The 19,126-nt window shown below is 41.2% G+C and carries 18 protein-coding genes; 6 read left to right on the top strand and 12 right to left on the bottom strand.

Annotated elements, in window-relative coordinates:
• Positions 1-170: 170 nt before the first annotated feature.
• Entirely contained in the window at positions 171-680 is a 510-nt protein-coding gene (locus G5B43_RS07835) for a hypothetical protein (protein WP_165294187.1), read from the top strand.
• A 12-nt stretch (positions 681-692) separates the two neighbouring features.
• Positions 693-1,532 (top strand): MBL fold metallo-hydrolase, encoded by an 840-nt coding sequence (locus G5B43_RS07840; RefSeq protein WP_165294188.1) that lies wholly within the window; start codon positions 693-695, stop codon positions 1,530-1,532.
• 26 nt (positions 1,533-1,558) lie between these two features.
• On the opposite strand, the gene G5B43_RS07845 is transcribed toward G5B43_RS07840, so the two are convergent.
• The 9 genes from G5B43_RS07845 to G5B43_RS07885 all read right to left on the bottom strand — a co-directional run bounded on the left by G5B43_RS07845 (position 1,559) and on the right by G5B43_RS07885 (position 12,197).
• Entirely contained in the window at positions 1,559-1,975 is a 417-nt protein-coding gene (locus G5B43_RS07845) for an SH3 domain-containing protein (RefSeq protein WP_165294189.1), read from the bottom strand.
• A 113-nt stretch (positions 1,976-2,088) separates the two neighbouring features.
• Entirely contained in the window at positions 2,089-2,541 is a 453-nt protein-coding gene (locus tag G5B43_RS07850) for a hypothetical protein (protein ID WP_165294190.1), read from the bottom strand.
• Positions 2,542-2,645: 104 nt separating this feature from the next.
• A complete protein-coding gene (locus G5B43_RS07855) occupies positions 2,646-3,206 on the bottom strand; it encodes a hypothetical protein (protein ID WP_165294191.1) in 561 nt (186 codons plus the stop codon).
• Positions 3,207-3,274: 68 nt separating this feature from the next.
• Complete coding sequence (locus G5B43_RS07860; protein WP_165294192.1) at positions 3,275-4,159, bottom strand: bifunctional 5,10-methylenetetrahydrofolate dehydrogenase/5,10-methenyltetrahydrofolate cyclohydrolase; 885 nt, start codon at positions 4,157-4,159, stop codon at positions 3,275-3,277.
• 22 nt (positions 4,160-4,181) lie between these two features.
• Positions 4,182-5,972 carry a translation elongation factor 4 gene (gene lepA / locus G5B43_RS07865; RefSeq protein ID WP_165294193.1) on the bottom strand — a complete coding sequence of 597 codons (1,791 nt, stop codon included), beginning with the start codon at positions 5,970-5,972 and terminating at the stop codon, positions 4,182-4,184.
• 182 nt (positions 5,973-6,154) lie between these two features.
• Positions 6,155-7,492, bottom strand: coding sequence for an ammonium transporter (locus G5B43_RS07870; protein WP_165294194.1), 1,338 nt, complete (start codon positions 7,490-7,492; stop codon positions 6,155-6,157).
• Positions 7,493-7,750: 258 nt separating this feature from the next.
• Positions 7,751-9,070, bottom strand: a complete 1,320-nt coding sequence (murA, locus tag G5B43_RS07875) for a UDP-N-acetylglucosamine 1-carboxyvinyltransferase (RefSeq protein ID WP_165294195.1) — start codon at positions 9,068-9,070, stop codon at positions 7,751-7,753.
• Between the two features lie 97 nt (positions 9,071-9,167).
• Positions 9,168-9,863 (bottom strand): DUF4290 domain-containing protein, encoded by a 696-nt coding sequence (locus G5B43_RS07880; RefSeq protein WP_165294196.1) that lies wholly within the window; start codon positions 9,861-9,863, stop codon positions 9,168-9,170.
• 60 nt (positions 9,864-9,923) lie between these two features.
• Positions 9,924-12,197, bottom strand: a complete 2,274-nt coding sequence (locus G5B43_RS07885; protein ID WP_165294197.1) for an ATP-dependent helicase — start codon at positions 12,195-12,197, stop codon at positions 9,924-9,926.
• A 311-nt stretch (positions 12,198-12,508) separates the two neighbouring features.
• Here G5B43_RS07885 and G5B43_RS07890 point away from each other — a divergent pair, with 311 nt between their 5' ends.
• The 4 genes from G5B43_RS07890 to G5B43_RS07905 all read left to right on the top strand — a co-directional run bounded on the left by G5B43_RS07890 (position 12,509) and on the right by G5B43_RS07905 (position 17,823).
• Positions 12,509-12,787, top strand: a complete 279-nt coding sequence (locus G5B43_RS07890) for a SelT/SelW/SelH family protein (protein WP_165294198.1) — start codon at positions 12,509-12,511, stop codon at positions 12,785-12,787.
• Positions 12,788-12,858: 71 nt separating this feature from the next.
• Positions 12,859-14,085, top strand: a complete 1,227-nt coding sequence (locus G5B43_RS07895) for an exonuclease SbcCD subunit D (protein ID WP_165294199.1) — start codon at positions 12,859-12,861, stop codon at positions 14,083-14,085.
• Between the two features lie 2 nt (positions 14,086-14,087).
• On the top strand, positions 14,088-17,123 hold the full coding sequence (locus G5B43_RS07900) for an AAA family ATPase (RefSeq protein ID WP_165294200.1): 3,036 nt from the start codon (positions 14,088-14,090) through the stop codon (positions 17,121-17,123).
• Between the two features lie 7 nt (positions 17,124-17,130).
• Entirely contained in the window at positions 17,131-17,823 is a 693-nt protein-coding gene (locus tag G5B43_RS07905) for a 2-C-methyl-D-erythritol 4-phosphate cytidylyltransferase (RefSeq protein ID WP_165294201.1), read from the top strand.
• A 4-nt stretch (positions 17,824-17,827) separates the two neighbouring features.
• On the opposite strand, the gene G5B43_RS07910 is transcribed toward G5B43_RS07905, so the two are convergent.
• The 3 genes from G5B43_RS07910 to G5B43_RS07920 all read right to left on the bottom strand — a co-directional run bounded on the left by G5B43_RS07910 (position 17,828) and on the right by G5B43_RS07920 (position 19,104).
• On the bottom strand, positions 17,828-17,980 hold the full coding sequence (locus G5B43_RS07910) for a lmo0937 family membrane protein (protein ID WP_165294202.1): 153 nt from the start codon (positions 17,978-17,980) through the stop codon (positions 17,828-17,830).
• Positions 17,981-18,064: 84 nt separating this feature from the next.
• The gene (locus G5B43_RS07915) at positions 18,065-18,835 is read right to left on the bottom strand and encodes an MBL fold metallo-hydrolase (protein ID WP_165294203.1); all 771 of its coding nucleotides are present in this window, start codon (positions 18,833-18,835) and stop codon (positions 18,065-18,067) included.
• Positions 18,832-19,104: a hypothetical protein gene (locus G5B43_RS07920; RefSeq protein WP_165294204.1), complete on the bottom strand. Its 273-nt coding sequence runs from the start codon at positions 19,102-19,104 to the stop codon at positions 18,832-18,834. The genes G5B43_RS07915 and G5B43_RS07920 overlap by 4 nt, the downstream gene beginning before the upstream one ends.
• Positions 19,105-19,126 lie beyond the last annotated feature (22 nt).

Raw genomic sequence — 19,126 nt, forward strand, 5'->3', positions numbered from 1 at the left:
GCCTAAGAGCCCGCTTTTCTTCATGAGGACGTTTACTCTTATAGCGGAATTGGTAAGTGTTATATAATTTTACGTCATCGGAAAGCTACATTCTATAAAATATAAAGAGGTAAAATACAGGGGAAACAGATCGGATTTATTACTTTTATAGGAAACAAAAAAATGAAAAAATGATCGACAAACTTCAACAACTAATCCAACAGACAACAACCCAAGAGGTTGACAGGAATAGCAACATCGCTAATGATCTGACTGGCAATGTAGCTACGGAAACAGGTTCATCTTTGCTTGACGGCTTAAAATCAGCCGTTTCGAGCGGAAATTTAGGTGATTTGACCAATATGCTTGGTAATACAGATAAAAATGCCTTGACATCTAATCCTATCGTAAAAAATATCATTTCCTCACTCACCTCAAAATTGGGTACAAATGTAGGATTAGACAGTCACACAGCGAGCGGGTTTGCCAGCTCTATTATCCCACAGATCATCAGTATAGTTTCCAGCAAAGTGCAAAGCGGAGATTTCAATATCAGTGACATTTTAAGTTCCCTTACCGGTGGCGGTACAGGCTCTGCCTTAGATCAGAACGGTGATGGTAAAGTCGGAATTGATGACGCTATAAGCGCGGTTACAAAAGGAAAATTAGGAGACGCGCTAGGCGGACTGTTTAAAAAGTAAATTTAAGCATGCATGAGACTATATACCATCGAGACTGGATTCTTTAAGTTGGACGGGGGCGCTATGTTTGGTGTGGTGCCAAAATCATTATGGCAACGCACCAATCCTGCCGATGAACGCAATCTATGTACCTGGACGAATAGATTGCTCCTCATTGAGGACGGCAAACTGCTAATTTTGGTGGACACCGCCATCGGCGATAAGCAGGATGAAAAGTTTTTTAGTCACTATTTTCTTCACGGGGATGCCACACTCGATGCTTCATTGGCAAAACATGGTTTCCACCGCAATGATATTACCGATGTTATTCTTACACACCTTCACTTCGATCATTGCGGCGGCGCCATCAAACGAGAAGGCGAACGTCTTCTTCCGGCTTTCAAAAATGCACGTTTCTGGAGCAACGAAAAACATTGGGAATGGGCGATACACCCGAACGCTAGAGAAAAAGCGTCATTTCTCCGAGAGAACATTCTTCCTATACAAGAAAGCGGTCAGTTGCACTTTATAAAAGAGGGAGAATCTTTTTTACCTCATATTGATATCCGTTATGCCTATGGGCATACCGAATCCATGATGCTTCCACAAATCCGCTACCGTGGAAAGACAATTCTATACATGGCAGATTTACTACCCTCTGTGGGGCATATTCCTCTTCCCTATGTAATGGGGTATGATGTTCGGCCGCTGACCACCATGGAAGAACGAAAACATTACTGGCAGGAAATCGTAGATAATGAATATATATTGTTTCTGGAGCATGATCCCATCAATGCGTGCTGTACACTCCAACATACCGAAAAGGGTGTTCGCCTAAAAGAGACTTTCCGGTTGGAAGATATGTTTGGTTAAGTTTGCTTTAAAGCGTATTTTTCACATCATACCTGTTCTATATTCTCCGCATAACAATACCCTTCTATATTGTCTGTACGGACGAGCCACCAATAGACGTTAGCGCGACTAACGACCGTGACTATCTCTCCTTTTTTTATTTTACCGATAGTAGGTAATTCAACTCCTGGACCTTTGTGAACATGTAAGATCGGATCTTCCATAAATAGCCTTGCTTTACAACCTTTTACCGTCGAGAGAACGTCGATATCCAATAAAACCTCACTGGAAATAAAATTAGGATCAATTTGGCTATAGATGTCCCATAGCTTATTTTTTGCTTCGGCATTTGGCGCCACGCCGCGGATAATAAGAACACGGTTATGTTCCATAAACTGCAGATCCTCGACGATTAAATCCTCTGCTGCATTTAAAAGTGTTTTATATTTATCGATTAGCGTCATCGTAAGACATTATTAGTCAGATTGAACAAAGCTTTGAATGCTGTAAACCTTACAAGATCGTTTCTGATTATGGAACAATAAACCCAGTAGATTGTTTGAAATTCTACCGCCCTTTAGTAAATAGCTGTTATTCGTTGTTTCGTACCGTTAAAGATAATCTCGTTCCCCACTTTGCATTCCAGTAACAACTTACCTATAGGTGAAGAAGGCGAAATCACCATAAAGCGCATACCATTAACGTGTTGCTCTCCCAAGCTGATGGCAACGAAATAGGCTACCTGCTCCGTCACGACTATCGCACCTATCTCTGCCTTTTCTTTTATATCAATATTTATTTTTTGCAACAAAATCCAGTCCTTTTTTGCCTGCGACAGCTGCATGTGATAGCGGTTCAAATCTTGTTGTATCATCTCACGCGATGTCTCATATTTGTCGCCGGCGCTACTCTTAGTGTCGCTTTCTATTGCCTCCTGGGCTTGTTTTAATGCGAGCGTGATTTCCTTCACTCGGCCTTCAGTTCGCTTAAAACAATGGTCTAATAGTTTCTTTTTTATTTCAGTATCCATATTGGTAGAAAACTTACAAAAAACCTCCTGAATAATCAGGAGGTTCAAAGATTTATCTTATAGCTAGGCTAGCTAACTCTTAAATAAACAGAAAAATCGTTTTTCTAGCGATTCTTTAAATCATTTAATTTTTTTTCAGCGTCGTCGGCAACTTTATTTGCTTTCTCTCCGGTTTTTTCTACCGCGTTATCGATAGCCTTTCCCGTAGCATCCGCTGCCTCCTTTGTCGCGTCGATCGTTTTATCATATGCTCTATCTAGTGCGTTTCCCGTGGACTCGGCAGCATTCTTGGTTGCATCGATAGCCTTATTTGTCCCTTCTTCGATTTTAAGGCCAGCTTCACGCGCAGTTGCTTTTGTTTTGTCCCAAAAGGTATTCGCCTCATCCAGCGCCTTGCGAGCGTCCTCTTCAGCGCGTTTATCGCCTTTTCGGACAGCTTCATCCAAATCAGCTTTTGCTTTATTCACCCTGTCTTCTGCCTTTGCTAACTCTTCTCTCAAAACAGCTTCTGCGTGATCTTGATGGCCCTCTAGCGTTTCCAATGTTTGATCCAACTTTTCACCAGCCGTCATCTCATTATCCGTATCATTATTTTTGGTATTGTTGTTACACGACGTAGCAATGATAGTACCTGCAACTGCTGCGATTAACATTAATTTTTTCATGTCTTTCTCCTTTAATTATAATTTTGATAGTTAATAGTTTAAATAAACAATTACTATACCAAAAAGTACTATTTAGAATAGACCGTACCTTTTGCAGCCTCTAGCGTATTTTTTAATAGTCCTACAATGGTCATCAGCCCTACACCACCGGGAACAGGCGTTATCCATGACGATTTCTTAGATACCTCGTCAAAATCAACGTCCCCATAAAGTTTAAAACCCGATTTCGTCTCCCCAGATTCCTCCCGGTTAATGCCTACATCGATTACAACAGCGCCTTCTTTTACCATATCCGCTGTAACAAAGTGTTTACGGCCAATAGCAGCTATGATAATATCTCCTGCAAATACCTCTTCTTTTAGATTTGCTGTACGGCTATGGGTTAATGTCACGGTACAGTTTCCTGGATTACTGTTACGAGCCAATAAAATACTCATCGGTGATCCTACAATATTACTACGACCGACCACTACCGCTTTCTTACCCGCAGTATCAATACCATAATACTCGAGCATTAGCATAATGCCATAAGGTGTAGCCGGTATAAAACAAGGCAGATTGCGTTGCATTCGCCCTAAATTAATAGGGTGGAAACCATCCACATCTTTACGATAATCGATGGTTTCCGTAATCTTTTCCGGATCAATATGCCGCGGCAACGGCAGCTGTACAATCAGCCCATCAATATTCGAATCTTGATTGATCTCCTTTATTTTAGCGATTAGTTCGTCCTCCGTAACATCCACGTCATAGCGAATATTCGTCGATTCAAAACCAACGAGCTCACAATTGCGCATCTTACTGGCTACATAGGTTTCGCTTCCTCCATCATTTCCCACCAAAATCGCTACCAAATGAGGTTTTCGTCCCGATTTTGCTGTAAATGCTGCTGCTTCCTTTTTTATATCTTCCTTTATTTTTGCCGATACCAGCTTTCCGTCTAATAAATTCATTTATATACGTATTATCTGCTTCTTAATCCAATTTCAAAACTGCCATGAATGCGGATTGTGGAATTTCCACGTTCCCTACCTGACGCATTCTCTTTTTACCTTTTTTCTGTTTTTCCAACAATTTACGTTTTCGGGAGATATCGCCTCCGTAACATTTTGCGGTTACATCTTTACGTAAAGCGGAAATTGTTTCCCGCGCGATGATTTTCGCTCCGATGGAGGCCTGTATACGGATTTCAAATTGCTGACGTGGCAAAAGTTCTTTTAATTTTTCACAAATCTTCTTTCCAAAATCATAGGCATTACTTCGGTGGATAAGAGACGATAAGGCATCTACAGGCTCATCGTTTAGCCGAATATCGAGTTTTACTAAATCCGACTGCCGATATCCGATTTGGTGATAATCGAATGATGCGTATCCTTTAGAAATCGTCTTCAATTTATCATAAAAATCAAAAACGATTTCGCCCATAGGCATTTCAAAAGTCAGTTCTACACGATCTGACGTTAGATAGGATTGATTGATAATTGTGCCTCTTTTTTGGATACACAACGACATCACCGGGCCTACAAAGTCTGCCTTGGTGATCACATTCGCTTTGATATAAGGTTCTTCGATAAAATCCAATTTACTAGGATCGGGCAAATCCGATGGATTATGCACAATAACCTCTTTTTTATCTTTCGTAAGAAATGCACGGTAGGACACGTTTGGTACGGTAGTAATCACCGTCATATTGAACTCCCGTTCTAGACGCTCCTGAATAATCTCCATGTGGAGCATACCCAAAAAACCACATCGAAAACCGAATCCCAATGCAGCCGAAGATTCCGGCTCAAAAACCAGCGAAGCATCATTCAACTGCAAACGGTGCATAGATTCCCGAAGTTCTTCATAATCTTCCGTATCAACGGGGTAAATACCTGCAAAAACCATTGGCTTAACCTCTTCAAAACCTTTAATTGCTTCTGTACAAGGTCTGTCGCGATGCGTAATGGTATCTCCCACTTTCACTTCGCGTGCTTCTTTAATACCGGAAATAATATAACCTACGTCACCTGTTTTTATAACATTTTTAGCAACTTGATTAAGCTTAAGTGTACCTATTTCGTCTGCAAAATATTCTTTTCCAGTCGCCACGAATTTCACACGGTCGCCTTTTCGGATTTCACCGTTTTCAACCTTAAAATAAGCCATAATTCCTCTAAAAGAATTAAAGACAGAATCAAAAATTAAGGCTTGCAGAGGTGCGTTCGGATCTCCAACCGGAGGTGGAATGCGCTCCACAATGGCGCTTAAAATATCAGGCACACCCATTCCGGTCTTACCGGAAGCTGGTATAATTTCTTCGCGCTTACCGCCGATCAAGTCGATAATTTGATCTTTCACCTCCTCAGGCATAGCGCCCGGCAAGTCCATTTTATTCAATATCGGGATGATTTCCAGATCGTGCTCCAAAGCGAGATATAAATTGGATATCGTCTGCGCTTGAATGCCCTGAGAAGCATCCACAATTAGCAATGCCCCCTCACATGCCGCAATTGAGCGCGAAACCTCATAAGAGAAATCGACGTGCCCGGGAGTATCAATTAAGTTCAAAATATATTGCTCGCCATCTTTGGTATATTCCATTTGAATAGCGTGCGATTTAATCGTTATCCCACGTTCACGCTCCAAATCCATATTGTCCAACAGTTGCGCTTGTGCCTCCCGTTGTGTAATGGTGTTGGTAAACTCCAACAGGCGATCGGCCAATGTGCTCTTCCCGTGGTCGATATGGGCGATAATACAAAAATTACGTATATGCTTCATACAGGTCCTTATCCAATATTCTAATTCGCAAAGATAAATTTTTTAAAGCAGATATTGGTGGTAAAAACGGGAAGAGGCCATAAAAAAGCAGCAACATTTGTAAATTTGCTTTAAATAGCGAAAAGACCGATAAAAATCGGCCTTTCTCGTTGTTTAGTTAGTAATAATATCTTTAATATCGATCAATTATTAGCATCATATGAGAGCCGCTCACCGTGCTGGGATAAATCCAATCCTTCTTCCTCTTCCTGTTCGCTGACGCGTAACGGTGTAATCGTGTCTGTCACCTTTAAAAGAATGAAAGCCATCAATAAAATAAACACAATAGATCCTAAAAGACCAATAAGGTGTGCGAAAAACAAATCAGTCTCGCCGTAAAACAACCCATTCGCTTCCACGGCTCCATTGATAGCGGAATGTGCAAATACCCCGGTTAATACCATACCAACCATTCCGCCCACGCCATGGCTTGGAAATACGTCCAACGTATCATCAATGTTCGATTTTGTACGCCAGTCAATCAACAAACGACTTACAATCGCAGCAACGGCACCAATAACAATAGAATGTGGAATGCTCACAAATCCTGCAGCGGGCGTGATGGCCACCAAGCCTACGACAACACCAATACAAGTCCCCATTGCCGAAGGTTTAATACCTCTAGCGGCGTCAAATAAGATATACATAATCGCTGCCGCACCAGAGGCTGCAGTGGTGGTTGCCATGGCTGTTGCAGCCAATGCGTCCGCCGCAAAAGCTGAACCTGCATTGAAACCAAACCACCCAAACCAAAGTAGTCCCGTTCCCAAGAGAACATAGGTTATTCTCGCAGGCGTATGTTCTTTCGCTGTTTTACCTTGTTTCAAATAAATTGCGGAAGCTAAAGCGGTCAATCCAGCAGACATGTGCACGACGGTTCCGCCAGCAAAATCTAACACACCCAACTGAAGCAATATCCCATCCGGATGCCATGTTGCGTGAGCCAGTGGCGCATAAATAAAAATAAAGAATAAACAAATAAAAAGAATGTAGGATGTAAAACGGATACGTTCAGCAAAAGCTCCTGTAATAAGTGCCGGCGTTATGATGGCAAATTTAAGCTGAAACATTGCAAACAATACAAACGGAATATTAGGAGCGCCTGCCCAAGGCGCGCGATCTAACACACCGTTAAACATAAAGAATGTTGCTGGATTTCCGATAATCCCCCCAACGGATTCTCCGAATACCAAGCTGAATCCAAACGCAAACCACAAGACGGCTACGACCGCCATACAAATAAAACTTTGTAGCATTGTCGAGATAACGTTTCTTTTTTTGACCATTCCACCGTAAAAATAAGCCAGACCCGGGGTCATGATCAAAACAAGTGCTGTTGATGTTAACATCCAAGCCACATCTGCCGAATTATACTCATGTTCAACCGATCCAGTCGGTAAAGCTGGGTTAAAAAATGCAATAACCACCAAAACAACCATCAACAAGAATGGTAAAAACGACTTTTTTTGATATATAGACATACGTTCATAATTTTTATAAAGCAATAATATGAAAAAATTATAAAAAACAAGATTTTTATTCATAAAACATACAAAAAACGTAAATAAATCAAATAACCATAATAAAAAACAATAAAAATGAAATAAAAACACCCAACAAACATAAAAACATATCCTTTTTAATATATAAAAACACAAAAACATCACAAAAAAAAGCATTCCGCATAAACAAAAAAAGGGTAAACTTCATGTTTACCCTTTTCTCCCTTATGGCTCAACCTATACTTGCGGCACCTCTATTCTTCGAATGTCGGCTCCTAAAGCCCGTAATCTTTCCTCAATATCCTGGTATCCACGTTCAATTTGGTCTATATTATATATAATAGACCTTCCTTGTGCTGATAAAGCAGCGATCAAAAGAGAAACTCCTGCTCGAATATCCGGTGAAGTCATTTCAATACCTCTTAATTTCACCTGTTTATTTAACCCGATGACAGTTGCACGGTGTGGGTCACAAAGAATAATTTGCGCTCCCATATCAATCAGTTTATCCACAAAGAATAAACGGCTTTCGAACATCTTTTGGTGAACCAATACATTGCCTTTTGCTTGAATAGCGGTTACCAAGACAATACTCAAGAGATCCGGAGTGAAGCCCGGCCATGGTGCATCTGCAACCGTCAATATAGAGCCGTCGATAAAGGTTTCAATTTCATAGGAGTCTTGCGCAGGAATAAAAATATCATCGCCACGCAGCTCAAACTGTATCCCCAGTTTCGCGAATACGGTCGGAATGATACCTAGTTCCGAAAAACAAACATCCTTAATCGTAATTTCTGAACCCGTCATCGCCGCCATACCGATAAAAGATCCGATTTCAATCATATCCGGCAACATACGATGAGTCGTTCCTTGCAATCTATCAACACCTTCAATCGTCAACAAGTTTGACCCAATACCCGATATTTTAGCGCCCATACGATTCAACATTTTACACAGTTGCTGCAAATAAGGTTCGCAAGCAGCATTGTAAATCGTGGTGATTCCTTTAGCTAACACAGCAGCCATTACCATGTTTGCCGTACCGGTCACCGAAGCCTCATCCATCAGGATATACGCACCTTTTAATTCCGAAGCATCTACATTGAAAAAATTTTTCTCCGCATCGTAAACGAATTTTGCACCTAATTTCTCAAATCCCAGAAAATGCGTATCCAATCGGCGTCGACCAATCTTATCCCCACCCGGTTTGGGAATCGCCGCCTTTCCAAAACGGGCCAACAAAGGGCCGACAATCATAATAGAACCACGCAACCCCCCACCTTTGTGCTTAAACTCTTCTGATTGAAAATAATCTATGTTGATGTTTTTTGCTTCGAACGAATAGGTATCTTTATTGATCCGGTTAACAGATACACCCAATGCCTCTAACAGGTCAATCAATTTATTCACATCTTTGATATCGGGAATATTGCTTATGACTACCTTTTCCTCAGTGAGTAACACAGCAGATAGAATCTGTAATGCTTCGTTTTTTGCTCCCTGGGGAATAATCTCTCCCTTTAATTTCTTTCCACCGATTATTTCAAATGCGCTCATCTTTTATTATCGTATATTAATATTAAAAAAAACAGAGAGCAACCGGATAACGACTTTCGCCACACAATTGCCCTCCTAATAAAACAGTCAAAATAGTTTATCTCCTATACGAAACTTTTTTAGAACCATTTTTTTTCTTCACCATATTTTTTTTGCCACTGCTTTTTTGATTATTACTTTTTTGGTTATTGTTAGCGCTAGTGGTAGTCCCACCTTTTGTCCGGCTGCCCGGAGGCGGAGTTTTAAAATCAAGTTTAGTCAATACCGTATCGGCAGGCAATGCCAGTTGCCCGTTAGAAAGTTCAGTCAGATTCTGGATGATATGTTCATCTTGCACTGTATCCTTATTCCAAGTCATATAAGCCATCTTCATGAAATTAGCGATAGATAAAGCCATACGTTCCCTATTTTCTGGAGCAGGCATAGCGAGCGCTTTTTCAATCATGCGTTCAATGGTATGACCATAATGTTTGTAACGAATGGCATGTTGCGGATAATCCAGCAGCTCAGGTTTCTTGTGAATAGCATCACGTGCTGGAACGGGATATGGAGAATCCACATCGATCTTAAAATCAGAGATGATATGTAAATGATCCCATAGCTTATGCTTAAAATCTGAAACATCTCGCAGATGTGGATTCAATACGCCCATCATGTCGATAACGACTTGCGCATATCGGTTTCTCTCCTCTTTCGTTGGAAGCGTGCATATATAGTCTACCATATTTTGCACATTTCTTCCATATTCTGCCAAAATTAATTTTGGCCGGGTACTATTGTAGTCGAAATCCATAAAGTGTAGTTTTACGCTTAGAAAACGTTATATAAGCGCAGTTTATTATTTTATCTGTTATTATACTATTCTAAGTTTTGCAAATTTAAGCAACAATTGTTTCTGCCCCAACTCTTTAAAGAAAATAGTTGCTTTTATATCCGGTCGGTTACCTTCGAGATTCACTACCTTTCCAAATCCGAACCGTTCGTGCTCTACCTCCATTCCCACTTGCAGTGCAGATGTATCTGATGGGGCAAAGCCTGCTGTGGGTACGTGTGCCTTCGGCAATATCGAAGTCGTTTTGACCATTTTCGGCTTTGGTTTCGAAAATGATTCCGTATCTTTCTGCTTCCAGGCCATACGCTCCGATTGAAAACTTCCACCAGTCTCCATCATGGTATTCCGCGGTTTAAAGTCGAGTTCCAGACAGGCCGGATTCAGCTCATCTAAGAAACGGCTGGGCTCACAGTTGTTGAGTGTTCCCCAGCGATAACGCGATGTAGCATAGGATAAATGTAGTTTTTTCTCCGCACGTGTCACCGCTACATAAAAAAGTCGTCTTTCTTCCTCTAGTTCCGAACGGGAATTGAGAGAGAGTTGCGAAGGGAACAAGTTCTCTTCCAAACCAACAATAAATACTACCGGAAATTCCAACCCTTTTGACGCATGTATCGTCATCAAGGACACGGTGTCTGCATTCGGATCTTTGTCGTTATCATCATTGGTCAATAAGGCCACATCCTGCATAAATACATCAAGACCTTTTTCTTCAATGTCTTCACGTTCTGAAAACTCCTTGATACCATTCAACAATTCTTGGATATTTTCGTAACGACTAAGCCCCTCCACCGATTTATCTTCATAAAGGTCTTTCAATATACCAGCATGTTGTGCAATATGCATGGCCGTATCAAACGCCGAGTTGGTTTTTGCTACAGCCTGGAAACTTTGAATCATCAGCCCAAAATTGCCTACCGCATTCGCGCTTCGTCCATCAAGAAACATTTGTGCATTCACAACTACATCCCACAATCGATATTGTTGCTGGTCTGCAGCGACCAAAATTTTCTCTAATGTGGTATCTCCTATCCCTCTACGTGGATAGTTGATGACCCGCTTTAATGCTTCTTCGTCATTGGGGTTGAACGTCAAACGAAAATACGCAATGAGGTCTTTGATTTCTTTACGTTGATAGAACGATGTACCGCCATATAATTTATAAGGAACATTGATTTTTCGCAGTGCCTCCTCCATCGCGCGGGATTGCGCATTTGTCCGATACAAAATAGCGAAATCTTTATATTGTAGATTTTTTAATGTGCGTTCTTGCGCAATGGCTTCCGCTACAATTTTCCCCTCCTCGTTGTCAGAAAATGCACGTACGACTTTGATTTTCTCCCCATCCTCATTTTCTGAAAAAACATTCTTTTCCAACTGATTTTGGTTCTTCTCAATCACGCTATTTGCTGCGTTGACAATCATTTTTGTGGAGCGGTAGTTCTGCTCTAGTTTAAAAACCTGAACGTCTGGATAATCCTTTTGGAAATTTAGGATATTTTGAATATTCGCACCACGGAATGCATAGATACTCTGCGCATCATCTCCTACCACACAGATATTTTCATTTACTGCCGCTAGCCTTTTTACAATAAGATATTGGGAAAAATTTGTATCCTGATACTCATCCACCATCAAATACTTAAATTGATGTTGGTATTTGTGCAGCACTTCCGGATACTTATTCAGCAGTACATTCGTTTTAAACAAAAGATCGTCAAAATCCATGGCCCCCGCCCGATAACAACGTTGTGCATAGGTCATGTATATCTGCCCCATCTGCGGACGTCCATTTGCAATGTCTTCAGCCATAATGGCCTCGTTCTTATTGTATTCTTGAGGAGATATCAGATTATTTTTAGCCGAAGAAATACGCCCGTATACATGGTTGGCATTGTATAGCTTATCATCGAGGTTCATCTCTTTTAGAATAGCACGGATCAAACTTTTTGTGTCATCCGTATCATATATCGTAAAATTCCGGGGATAGCCGATAAGCTCCGCTTCTACACGGAGAATACGCGCAAATACAGAGTGGAAAGTTCCCATCCATATATTCTTTGCCTCCTGCCCTACAACCTTCATGATACGTTCCCGCATCTCCTTTGCCGCTTTGTTGGTAAAGGTAAGCACTAAGATATTAAATGGGTCCACACCCTTCCGAATCAAATGGGCTACACGATAGGTAATCACGCGCGTCTTTCCCGAACCCGCACCGGCAACAATCATCACTGGTCCTTTCGTCTGCTCCACAGCTGCCCGTTGCGAAGGGTTTAATCCTGCTAAATAATCCAAAATTTTCTCCTAATTTTTATGACAAGCATTAACAAAAAGTAGCGGTAAAATTAAGAAAAATAATTGAGTGTTATAGCGTTTATCGCAAGATGATGGTTTAAAAATGCGCCAAAGCTTTCGCAAACGTGCCCGCTAAAATAATAAAGGTTTCTAGCCGGGCGACTAGAAACCTTTGTAAAACCAATTATAACTTACCGCCATGCTCTAGCGGCCTGAATTATGAACTACTAATTTAGAAACAACTATACACTTATGCAAGAGATTTTTTATATTTTTAGAAAAAATCGAAAGGACTATTAATCTCTTTTTAAATGAAACCCACTATTACCATTTTATATTGCCCCAAATGCGGATGGATGCTCCGGTCTGCTTACATGGCGCAAGAGTTGTTAACAACGTTCGTAGATGACCTTTATGGTATCACTTTGGTACCAAGCGAGATCAACGGACGATTTTCTATAGCAATTGATGGCGAAGTTATTTTTGACAGAAAGAAAGAAGGTCGGTTTCCGGAAATCAAAGAACTAAAGCAGTTAGTCCGGAATATCATCAATCCAGACAAAGATTTGGGACATTCTGACAAGAAATAAGGAGATGGCATAATTTTCGTTAACTTTAATTTTAATTTCTAATAACACAGGACAGAATAAAAAAAGCGTTAATGAAGATATTACATACTAGCGACTGGCACTTAGGCAAACGGTTGGATTATTTCTCGAGATTGGAAGAGCAGCGCGCGGTATTAACTGAAATATGTGAAATAGCAGACGAAGAAAGTGTAGACGCTGTTATCGTGGCCGGCGATCTTTTCGACGCTTTCAACCCACCTGTCGAAGCCGTTGAACTCCTTTATAAAACATTGCGGCAGCTTAGCCGTGAAGGGCAGCGTCCGGTCATCGCTATAGCCGGAAACCACGATAGTGCAGACCGCATCGACGCACCCGATGTACTTGCCCGTGAATGTGGAATCATTTTTATCGGTTACCCGCAGGCAACTATTCAACCCTTTCATACCAAGAATGGTTTCTCTATTCATGCAACAACAACAGGGTTTCTAGAGATATCCTTATCCCGATATAACTATCCGTTGCGTATTATCCACACGCCATTTGCCAATGAACTTCGATTAAAGCAATTCCTAGGACTGGACGATAAGGCACAACAACTCAACGAGCTTTTAAGAAAACACTGGCTCACCATCGGAAATATGTATTGTGACAATCAAGGCGTCAACTTGTTAACCACGCATTTATATATGTTACAGCGCGGCGGAGAAATATCGGAAGAGCCCGAAGGAGAAAAACCCATTAAGGTAGGACACGCTGATCTCGTATATTCCGATGCTATCCCACCGCAAATTCAATACACCGCATTGGGGCATCTCCATCGGTTTCAGAATATCGGCGATGAAAATCGTCCAGTAGTTTATCCAAGTAGCCCGCTTGCCTACTCTTTTTCGGAGGCAGGACAGGCAAAAGGCGTTGTCATTGTAGACGTTGTTCCGGAGCAGCCCGCGCAATATCAATTCGTTCCACTTTCTTCGGGAAAGAAACTACATCGTAAACAATTTAAGGACATCGATGCTGCCGTATTATGGTTAAACGAAAATCCCGATACGCTCGTCGAGCTGACACTGATGACTGATACTTTCCTCAGTTCTGCCGACATGAAACGAATACACGAAGCACACGACGGTATTATTCATATCATCCCCGTTGTACAACAAACAACAATCAATCAAACGCATATCCAATCCGTCAATCTCGACCAAAATATTGACGTACTTTTTAAGGATTATTTTCAGCATCGACTGGGACAAGAGCCTAATGGGGAGTTGATGGACTTGTTAAACGAGGTCATTCATTGTGAAACGGAAACGGAGGATTAAGCATGCTACCACTTTATTTAAGCATAGAAGGATTATATTCTTATCGAAATAAACAAGAGATTGATTTTACCCGTTTGACTGAAGCCGGCCTATTTGGCATTTTTGGAAAAGTAGGTTCGGGAAAATCCAGCATAATCGAGGCCATTAGCTTTGTTTTATATGGAGAGACGGAAAGACTAAACAAACAGGAGAAAAGAGCTTATAATATGCTCAACCTTCGCTCAGATGTCGCCAATATCGTGTTCGAGTTTCTGAATTACGAAGGACGGAAGTTCCGATTCACCGCGCAATGGAAACGAAGGAAAAAGTTTGAGGACACTACATCCTTAGAACGCTACGCCTATGAATGGAAAGATGGCGCATGGATACCGTTGGATTCGAACGATGGTACGCTTGTAACACAGCTCACCTATCCCAATTTCCGGCGTACGATTATTATTCCACAAGGACAATTTAAAGAATTTCTGGAATTACGAGGTAAGGACAGGTCCGAGATGATGAAAGACATCTTTAACTTAGATCGTTTTGATCTGGGACCTAAAGTGGCGATCCTGCAACGGCAGAATAACAGCAAATTGGAACAATTAAATGGGGCACTTTCTGGTTTTGACGCGGTCAGTTTGGAAATATTGGACAGCAAACAGCAGGAACTTGAAACGGCGAAACGGCATCTTGCTTCGGTAAAAGAGGAAACCGCATTGCTGGAAAAAGAGGTCAGCCGGCTTATGGAGAGCAAAAAAAAGCGGGACGAATTAGTGCAGAAAAAAGAAGATGTACAAGAGTATCTGCTAGAACAACCTCGAATAATCCAGCTGGAAAAAGAATTGCGGACGTATGAGATCACCCAATCAGCTTTTAGGGAAATTCTAAATACTACGCATAACTTAAACAAGGAAAAGGAACAACTTACCCATAAAATCGAACAACTTACGGTGCGGAAGAGCGAAGTCTTAAATCGCTTGGAAAAAGAAGAGACGGAATGGGAAAAGATAGCGCCAGCTTATCAGCAATTAGATTTTTTTAAAGCGGAGAGCGAAGACCTAAAGGTGCTTATCGATATCCTTCAAAACAAGACACAACAGGAAAAGCTTAGTAAACGCTTGCAAGATGGGAAACCCTATCTCTTACAAGCCCAAGACGAAGAAAAAAAACTTTTGGCGTCTATAGAAAGCGAGGAGAAACGACTAGATGAGCTTAAAAATACCCGGGTTGACACATCGGTATTACTGACGCTGGAATCTTGGTATCAAACTGATGACAATATCGGCTCTGCTATCGTCGAACTAAAAGCACAGCGTCAACAGCTTCAGAACGAATTGATACAAACAACGAAAATTTTCGAAGAACAGTCGACCTCAATCGACGATTGGGAATCCGTTTTACTCCAACAAGAAACAAAATTAAATGCCGAGCTTACTTCCCTGCAACGGGAGGAAACACATTTGAAAGTGCAAGCGAAACTATCGGAATTTGCCGGTAGCTTAGCCGAGGGACAACCGTGTCCGCTGTGTGGTGCATTAGATCATCCCAACCCGATGGCAAACCACGACATGGCCACCAAGATACAGGACGTAATGGACAAGCAAATAGAAGTAAAGCAGCACCAACAGCAGCTCAAAGCAAGTTATCAAGCTTTAACAGCTACATCTATACGGTGGCGGGATAAGAAAACACAGTTAACACAATCCGAAACTAACGTGCAAAACATGGAGGAGAAACTTAAAATCCATCGTGAACAATTTCGATGGGAAGAGTTTTCTCCTACGGACAAAACGGCCTTTCTCGCCTATAAAGATAAAAACTACCTCGCAGAAACCCATATCAAATCGGGCGAAGCGAATTTGAAAAATCTCCGTGTACAGTGGCAAACCTGCCAATTGAAGATAGAAAAATACAAAAACTCCCTTGCAGAATTTGAACAAAGTGTGACGGTATTAGATCAGTTAAACCGACAAAATATACGGCAAATAAAGAGGTTAAAACCAACTGACTTTGAACACGTTGATGAAACGGGACTCTTAAACAAAAAACAGGAAACTGAAAAAAAGATTACGTTCCTGGAAGACAGTCATAAACGGCTCTCTGAATCTATTCAATCTTTAAGAACGGAATTCGCACATATCAACGGTGAGCGAGCCGCATCAAAAGAACGATTCCAACAGCTTTACCAACAACTCAACAGTAAGCAAGCAGAAATCTCTACGTTACTGAAGGAACATGGCTACAGTGATATTATCCAGGTACAACATATCCTTCAAAAGAATATGGATGTAGATAGCAGCCGTAAAACTATACAGGAGTTCAATTTAAACCTACAAGTCCTTTTACGCAACATTGCCGAGTTGGAAAAAAGTGTCGCTCTTGATGCTTACGGTGAATCGATCTATCAAGAGAAGACTACGCTTTACGCTTTAAAGCGTGAAGAGTTGGAATTACAGATTCGCGTAACAGGAGCTTTAGAAAAAGAACACGCCCGTTTACGTGTGGAATTTGAGAAAAAAGAAAAATTATTGGAAGAATACGAGAAGCTGGCACTCCGAAAAAGCAATTTGACCACTTTGGAAAACCTTTTCCGTGGATCGGGCTTCGTCAACTATGTATCCAGCATACATTTGCAACGTTTGTGCGAAATTGCCAACCAACGTTTTCATCGTTTGACAAAAAATAATCTAAGCCTCACTATGAATGAAAACAATGAATTTGAGGTCGTAGATTTCTTGCACAACGGTTTTAAACGCTCTGTAAAAACACTTTCAGGAGGACAAGCCTTTCAGGCCTCGCTCTGTCTTGCCCTCGCATTGGCAGAAAGCATCCAATCGATGAACAAGGCAGACAAGAATTTCTTCTTCATCGATGAAGGTTTTGGCACCCAGGATCCCGAAAGTATGAATACCGTATTTGAAACATTGCAATATCTGAATAGGGATAACCGTATCGTCGGTATTATTTCCCATGTCGAGGAGCTAAAAGAACGGATTCCGCGGGCTATTACCGTAGTGAACGATATAGAAAAGGGAAGTCAGTTAACGTACCATTGATTTTAATATGCAAAATAGATACGCCATTATTGTTGCGGGAGGTTCGGGAAGCCGGATGAAAAGTAATTTGCCAAAGCAGTTTCTGCTTCTTGATGGCAAACCGATAGCTATGCATACGCTGGAAAGGTTTTCCAATACCGAAAATGAACTTCGATTGATATTGGTTTTGCACGCAGATATGTTCTCGTTTTGGGATGAGTTGTGCGAAAAATATGATTTTCAGATACCTCATACTGTCATTGCCGGTGGGGACACGCGTTTCCAAAGTGTCAGGAATGGTATACATTATATTGCAGAACAACAACATCAGTTTCTTGACAATACACTCATCGCCATTCATGATGCCGCCCGTCCTGTGGTTACATCGGAAACGATAGATACCTGTTTTGAACAAACCGTCGTCCACGCCGCTACCGTATTGGCGGTACCGAGTACAAATTCTATTCGACAGGGAAATGTGGAAGAAAACAGGGCATTGGATAGAGAGAATATATGGATAGTACAGACGCCCCAAACATTTCAGGGACATATTTTACATCAGGCTTTTCAACAAGATGAATTACCGGCGTTTACGGATGATGCTTCCGTAGTAGAAAAATTGGGCTATAGCATACATCTTATTCCCGGTGATCATCGAAATATAAAAATCACCTTCCCGGAAGATATTTCCATAGCCCAATTTTTTCTAAAAAATCTTTAACTTATTAGGCTGCTCCCCGTATAACACGTAGAAGAATAGCAATAACAGCAATGACCAGGAGGATATGAATGATACCTCCTGAAGCGTATCCGCCAAAAAAGCTAACGGCCCAAATAATAACCAAAATAACTGCGATTAAATAAAGAATATTTCCCATGACGTATAGAAATTAAATTAACACTATTTTCTATTATAGAACAGGGAATTATCAGAAAAGTTTTAGCATGTGACCTTGTTTGCTTTATTGAACATCAATAACCAGTCTATCATAAGCTACTCGGATACCCTCTGGAAGAGTCCTCTCGATATCAGCATGTTTTCCAAATCGATGGCTGATATGCGTTAAATAAGTTGTTTTGGCCTCTATTTCTTCGGCAAATGTGATTGCTTCTTCTTTCGTGAAATGGGATATATGCGGTTCTTCCTGCAAAGCATTTACCACCAAGGTATCGACACCTTTCAACAAAGACCGTGATTCCTCCGAAACGGTTTTCGCATCTGTTATATAGGCAAAGTTCCCGATACGAAACCCCATTACCGGCATCTTATAATGCATCACTTCGATAGGTATAAAACTTTGCGTACTTACACGGAAGGTTTCTCCTGCCACAATCGGCCGAAGTTCCAATCGAGGCATGCCCGGATATTTCTGTTCGCCAAAAGCATAATAAAACTCACGCTTAAGCGATTCATGTGTGAGAACCGTTCCATATACGGGAATAGATTGTTGTTGTTTATAGTTAAAAGCACGGACATCATCCATACCCGCTGTATGGTCTTTATGAGCGTGCGTAATCAGTACCGCATCTAAGTGACATACATCTTCCCGCAACATCTGGTAACGAAAGTCTGGCCCGGTATCGACAACAATATTCGTATCATCATCCAATTGGATCATAATGGACGCACGCAGGCGCTTATCACGTGTATCGGTAGACTGGCACACCGCACACTGGCACGCGATAACGGGCACGCCCTGGGAAGTTCCGGTACCTAAAAAAGTTATTCTCAAAGCGTTGCCTCTTCTTTCTTGATCAACTTATAAAATTCGCTCTTCTTTTCGTCCAATAGCGATACGTCTACCTCCATATCACGCAATAATTGGATTAACGACTGAATCCTGACCTCTAAGTTTGAAAACTTGTTAACAACGATAACCCGCGTATTTTGAAGTACACACGCACCTGTACGAAAAGAACCTTTTTCATACCGAACCCGATAACCCAACGCGGCAAAAAGGTCTTCTATTTTTCCTAAATTATGTTGAGTGAATGCTAGCACAAATCTAAATTATAAAACTTTA

This window comes from Sphingobacterium sp. SGR-19 (assembly GCF_011043555.1).
Classification (GTDB): Bacteria; Bacteroidota; Bacteroidia; order Sphingobacteriales; family Sphingobacteriaceae; genus Sphingobacterium.

Coding starts and splice junctions, on each gene's coding strand:
- G5B43_RS07835 (WP_165294187.1), top strand. CDS start 171: ATGATCGACAAACTTCAACAACTAATCCAACAGACAACAACCCAAGAG.
- G5B43_RS07840 (WP_165294188.1), top strand. CDS start 693: ATGAGACTATATACCATCGAGACTGGATTCTTTAAGTTGGACGGGGGC.
- G5B43_RS07845 (WP_165294189.1), bottom strand. CDS start 1,975: ATGACGCTAATCGATAAATATAAAACACTTTTAAATGCAGCAGAGGAT.
- G5B43_RS07850 (WP_165294190.1), bottom strand. CDS start 2,541: ATGGATACTGAAATAAAAAAGAAACTATTAGACCATTGTTTTAAGCGA.
- G5B43_RS07855 (WP_165294191.1), bottom strand. CDS start 3,206: ATGAAAAAATTAATGTTAATCGCAGCAGTTGCAGGTACTATCATTGCT.
- G5B43_RS07860 (WP_165294192.1), bottom strand. CDS start 4,159: ATGAATTTATTAGACGGAAAGCTGGTATCGGCAAAAATAAAGGAAGAT.
- lepA (WP_165294193.1), bottom strand. CDS start 5,972: ATGAAGCATATACGTAATTTTTGTATTATCGCCCATATCGACCACGGG.
- G5B43_RS07870 (WP_165294194.1), bottom strand. CDS start 7,492: ATGTCTATATATCAAAAAAAGTCGTTTTTACCATTCTTGTTGATGGTT.
- murA (WP_165294195.1), bottom strand. CDS start 9,070: ATGAGCGCATTTGAAATAATCGGTGGAAAGAAATTAAAGGGAGAGATT.
- G5B43_RS07880 (WP_165294196.1), bottom strand. CDS start 9,863: ATGGATTTCGACTACAATAGTACCCGGCCAAAATTAATTTTGGCAGAA.
- G5B43_RS07890 (WP_165294198.1), top strand. CDS start 12,509: ATGAAACCCACTATTACCATTTTATATTGCCCCAAATGCGGATGGATG.
- G5B43_RS07895 (WP_165294199.1), top strand. CDS start 12,859: ATGAAGATATTACATACTAGCGACTGGCACTTAGGCAAACGGTTGGAT.
- G5B43_RS07900 (WP_165294200.1), top strand. CDS start 14,088: ATGCTACCACTTTATTTAAGCATAGAAGGATTATATTCTTATCGAAAT.
- G5B43_RS07905 (WP_165294201.1), top strand. CDS start 17,131: ATGCAAAATAGATACGCCATTATTGTTGCGGGAGGTTCGGGAAGCCGG.
- G5B43_RS07910 (WP_165294202.1), bottom strand. CDS start 17,980: ATGGGAAATATTCTTTATTTAATCGCAGTTATTTTGGTTATTATTTGG.